This is a genomic window from Pseudomonas sp. PB106, from assembly GCF_009764645.1.
Lineage (GTDB): Bacteria > Pseudomonadota > Gammaproteobacteria > Pseudomonadales > Pseudomonadaceae > Aquipseudomonas.
Genome location: NZ_RWIM01000083.1, coordinates 1 through 5,402 on the forward strand (window position 1 = coordinate 1; position 5,402 = coordinate 5,402).

At 57.1% G+C, this 5,402-nt stretch carries 3 protein-coding genes; 1 reads left to right on the top strand and 2 read right to left on the bottom strand.

All coding sequences use genetic code 11. The features are described from left to right. Positions 1-125 precede the first annotated feature (125 nt). Entirely contained in the window at positions 126-1,946 is a 1,821-nt protein-coding gene (gene typA / locus EJA71_RS11480; RefSeq protein WP_038359982.1) for a translational GTPase TypA, read from the bottom strand. Positions 1,947-2,085: 139 nt separating this feature from the next. Next, positions 2,086-3,540 (bottom strand): tRNA uracil 4-sulfurtransferase ThiI, encoded by a 1,455-nt coding sequence (gene thiI, locus EJA71_RS11485; protein ID WP_110720649.1) that lies wholly within the window; start codon positions 3,538-3,540, stop codon positions 2,086-2,088. Positions 3,541-3,868: 328 nt separating this feature from the next. On the opposite strand from thiI, the gene glnA reads away from it, so the two are divergent. Then, on the top strand, positions 3,869-5,275 hold the full coding sequence (gene glnA, locus EJA71_RS11490; RefSeq protein ID WP_008080570.1) for a type I glutamate--ammonia ligase: 1,407 nt from the start codon (positions 3,869-3,871) through the stop codon (positions 5,273-5,275). Positions 5,276-5,402 lie beyond the last annotated feature (127 nt).

Consider the following 5,402-nt stretch of genomic DNA (forward strand, 5'->3'; position numbering starts at 1 on the left):
CAAAACCCTGTGGGAGCTGGCTTGCCAGCGATGGGGCCAGCACAAATACCGCACAAACCCCAGACAAACAAAAACGCCCCCGGTCTCGCGACCGGGGGCGTTTTCATTCAGCCTGAACTAATAACTCAGTTCTTGGCTTTCTTGGCAGCGCGGGTACGCTCGCTTTCGTCCAGGATCTTCTTGCGAAGACGGATGGACTTAGGAGTGACTTCGCACAGCTCGTCTTCCTGGATGTATTCCAGAGCCTGTTCCAGGGTGAAGCGAACAGGTGGAACCAGAGCGATGGTTTCGTCTTTACCCGAAGCACGCATGTTGTCGAGCTTCTTGCCTTTGGTTGGGTTTACACCCAGGTCGTTGTCGCGGCTGTTCTGACCAACGATTTGACCGTTGTAGATCTCCTGGCCGTGTTCTACGAACAGCTTGCCACGAGCCTGCAGGGTTTCCAGCGAGTAGGTCAGTGCCTTGCCGGTTTCAACCGAAACCAGAACGCCGTTCTGACGGCCGGACATGTGGCCCGACTTGACGGTGTCGTAACGATCGAAGATCGAGGTCAGGATGCCAGCACCGTTGGTCAGGGTCAGGAACTGGTTACGGAAACCGATCAGACCGCGAGCAGGGATGTTGTATTCCAGACGAACACGGCCCTTGCCATCCGGCACCATGTTGCTCAGGTCGCCTTTACGCAGACCCATCTCTTCCATGACCTTGCCCTGAGCTTCTTCAGGGATGTCGATGGTCACGTTTTCGAACGGCTCTTGCTTGACGCCGTCGACTTCACGAATGATCACTTCCGGACGACCCAGAGCGATTTCGAAGCCTTCGCGACGCATGGTTTCGATCAGTACCGAGAGGTGCAGCTCACCACGGCCGGAAACCTTGAACTTGTCAGCGGTGTCGCCTTCTTCAACGCGCAGGGCAACGTTGTACAGCAGCTCTTTGTCCAGACGGTCCTTGATGTTACGGGACGTCACGAACTTGCCTTCTTTACCGCAGAATGGCGAGTCGTTTACCTGGAAGGTCATCGAAACGGTTGGCTCGTCAACGGTCAGAGGCTTCATCGCCTCGACGGTGTCCGGGTGGCACAGGGTGTCGGAGATGAACAGCGAGTCCATACCGCTGATGCAAACGATGTCGCCTGCTGCAGCTTCTTCAACGTCGATGCGGTGCAGACCGTGGTGACCCATCAGTTTCAGGATACGGCCGTTGCGGCGCTTGCCGTCAGCACCGATCGCCACAACCGGGGTGTTCGGCTTGACGCGGCCACGAGCGATACGGCCAACGCCGATAACACCCAGGAAGCTGTTGTAGTCCAGAGCGGAGATCTGCATCTGGAACGCACCGTCACGGTCAACGGCCGGAGGCGGAACGTGGTCGACTACCGCTTGGTACAGCGGAGTCATGTCTTCAGCCATGGCAGTGTGATCCAGACCGGCAATGCCGTTCAGGGCCGAGGCGTAAACAACCTGGAAGTCCAGTTGTTCTTCGGTAGCACCGAGGTTGTCGAACAGGTCGAAGATCTGGTCCAGAACCCAGTCCGGACGCGCGCCTGGACGGTCAACCTTGTTGATTACCACGATTGGACGCAGGCCGGCTTCGAAAGCCTTCTTGGTCACGAAACGGGTTTGCGGCATAGGGCCGTCTTGAGCGTCAACCAGCAGCAGAACGGAGTCAACCATCGACATTACGCGTTCAACTTCACCGCCGAAGTCGGCGTGGCCCGGGGTGTCCACGATGTTGATGTGGTAGCCGTTCCAGTTGATGGCGGTGTTTTTCGCCAGAATGGTAATACCGCGCTCTTTTTCCTGGTCGTTGGAGTCCATCACGCGCTCGTCGTTGAGCTCGTTGCGCTCCAGAGTGCCGGATTGACGCAGGAGTTTGTCTACCAGGGTGGTTTTACCATGGTCAACGTGGGCAATGATGGCGATGTTACGTAGATTTTCGATCACTTGTGTATCTCGATCAGAGGATTCGGTTTGCTGACAAGTCTTGGCAGCGATTAGCAGTAGTGTCCGGCATGGCCGTTACAGCTTGACGGCGGTGTCGGGGGGCCGGTGACGCAGGCCACAGGCAAACAGCCCCGGGCACTTAGCTCGGTCGATAAACGCGCACATTGGCATGCCCCTCACTGAGCAAATGGTGAGCATGCAGGCGACTCATCACGCCTTTGTCGCAATACAGCAGGTACTGGCGAGTCGGATCCAGCTCCTTGAAACGAGCGTTCACTGCGTAGAACGGCATCGTCTGTACTTCTACGCCAGCGAGTTCCAGCGGCTCATCCTCGGCGGCATCCGGGTGACGGATGTCGATCACGATCTGGCCGGCCAGTGCTTCACTGACTTCTTCAATCTGTACGTCCTGGCCCAATTCGTCGATCACCCGATCGATCGGCACCAGTTTGGCGTTTTCGAGCGCACGCTCGAGTACCGCCATGTCGAATTCTTTCTCTTCGTGCTCAACGCGACCGCGCTTGGCGGCGGTCTTCGGGTTGACCGAAATGACCCCACAGTATTCCGGCATGTGCCGGGCGAAATCAGCGGTGCCGATCTCGTTGGCGGTGTCGATGATGTCCTGCTTGTGCGCCACGATCAGCGGACGCAGGACCAGCTTGTCGGTCACGCAGTCGATCACCGACAGGTTCGGCAATGTCTGGCTCGACACCTGGGAGATCGCCTCGCCGGTGACCAGCGCTTCGATGTGCAGGCGGTCGGCGATGTTCGACGCCGCGCGCAACATCATACGCTTCAATACGACGCCCATATGACTGTTATCGACTTTGCCGAGAATTTCGCCCAACACTTCTTCGAACGGAACACTGACAAATAGCACGCGTTGCGAGCTGCCGTACTTCTTCCAGATGAAATGCGCGACTTCCATTACGCCCAATTCGTGGGCACGACCGCCCAGATTGAAGAAGCAGAAGTGGGTCATCAGGCCGCGACGAATGATCTGGTAGGCCGCAACGGTCGAGTCAAAGCCGCCGGACATCAATACCAGTGTCTGCTCCAAAGCGCCGAGCGGGTAGCCGCCGATGCCGTTGTGCTGGCTGTGAATCACAAACAACCGTTTGTCGCGAACTTCGATACGAACTTCGATTTCCGGCGCTTTCAGGTCGATACCGGCAGCACCGCACTCACGGCGAAGTTTGCTGCCGACGTATTTTTCAACGTCCATCGAGCTGAAGGTGTGCTTGCCGGCACGCTTGCAGCGCACCGAGAAAATCTTCCCGGCCAGCGCAGCGCCGTAGTGCTCTTTGCACTTCTCGGTGATGTCGTCGAAGTCGCCCAACGGGTACTCGTCGATCTGCAGAAAGTGCGCAATGCCCGGCATGCAGGTCAGGCGCTCGCCCATCTCTTTCAAGGCTTTGGCGTCGGTAACGCGGGTTTCCAGCTCGAGATTGTCCCACACACCGTTCACCACCACGGCCGGGTCCAGGTCACGGAGCACGGTGCGGATGTTCTTGGCCAACTGGCGGATGAATTTCGTCCGGACAGGTCGGCTTTTGATGGTGATCTCGGGGAAGACTTTTACGATTAGTTTCATGAAAACAGCGCGCGAACGGCCAGCCGAAAAAGGGGGGCGCGGATTATAGCGGAAATTGCTCAAGGTTTAACCAGTTAATGTGCAGAAGGTTTTGCATGCACCAAAACAGGTCATTTTCGATTTGTGACGCTACATTAAAGGGCGGGAATTTCGGCTTTCAGACGTTTCGAGCCTTAATAAGGGTGAATTTGGGGCAAAAAACCCATGCTGGGGCACTGGCATGCAATTTGCTCCCTTGTGAGGCAGGTTGCCTTGGCAGAGTATTCGCGCCGGCATCAACCAAATTCAAGGGCATCCACTACCAAGCCCGAAGCCACCCGGAGGACATATGTCGAAGACGGTTCAACTCATCAAAGATCATGACGTCAAGTGGATTGATCTGCGCTTCACGGACACCAAAGGTACTCAGCACCACGTGACCATGCCGGCTCGCGATGCTTTGGACGACGACTTCTTCGAAGTCGGCAAAATGTTCGACGGTTCCTCCATCGCTGGCTGGAAAGGCATCGAAGCCTCCGACATGATCCTGATGCCGGTTGACGAAACTGCCGTTCTCGACCCGTTCACCGAAGACGCCACCCTGATTCTGGTGTGCGACATCATCGAACCTTCGAGCATGCAAGGCTACGACCGCGACCCACGTGCGATCGCCAAGCGCGCCGAAGAGCACCTGAAAGCCACCGGTATCGGTGACACCGTGTTCGCCGGTCCAGAGCCAGAGTTCTTCATCTTTGACTCGGTGAAATTCAAGTCGGACATTTCCGGCTCGATGTTCAAGATCTACTCCGAGCAAGGTTCGTGGATGTCCGACCAGGACATCGAAGGCGGCAACAAGGGTCACCGTCCAGGCGTCAAAGGCGGCTACTTCCCGGTTCCACCGTTCGACCACGACCACGAAATCCGTACCTCCATGTGCAACGCACTGGAAGAAATGGGCCTGACCGTCGAAGTTCACCACCACGAAGTGGCGACTGCCGGCCAGAACGAAATCGGCGTCAAGTTCAACACTCTGGTGAAGAAAGCCGACGAAACCCAAACCCTGAAGTACGTTGTGCACAACGTTGCTGACGCTTACGGCCGCACCGCGACCTTCATGCCGAAGCCACTGTACGGCGACAACGGTTCGGGCATGCACGTACACATGTCGATCTGGAAAGACGGCAAGAACACCTTCGCAGGTGAAGGCTATGCCGGCCTGTCCGATACCGCTCTGTACTTCATCGGCGGCATCATCAAGCACGGTAAGGCCCTGAACGGCTTCACCAACCCGGCGACCAACTCCTACAAGCGTCTGGTGCCAGGCTTCGAAGCTCCAGTGATGCTGGCCTACTCGGCTCGCAACCGCTCCGCTTCGATCCGTATTCCTTACGTGTCGAGCCCGAAAGCCCGCCGTATCGAAGCGCGTTTCCCCGATCCGGCTGCCAACCCGTACCTGGCTTTCGCAGCACTGCTGATGGCCGGCCTGGACGGTATCCAGAACAAGATCCACCCAGGCGACGCTGCTGACAAAAACCTGTACGACCTGCCGCCTGAAGAGGCGAAAGAGATCCCACAAGTTTGCGGCAGCCTGAAAGAAGCCCTGGAAGAGCTGGACAAGGGCCGCGCGTTCCTGACCAAGGGCGGCGTATTCTCCGACGACTTCATCGACGCTTACATCGCGCTGAAATCGGAAGAAGAAATCAAGGTTCGCACCTTCGTACACCCACTGGAATATGAGCTGTACTACAGCTGCTGATCCGGTAGCGCCGCGCTACGCGGCGTGACAAAAAGAGGCCTCCTTCGGGAGGCCTTTTTTATTGCAGATCAAAAGATCGCAGCCTTCGGCAGCTCCTACATCGATCCCTGTAGGAGCTGCCGAAGGC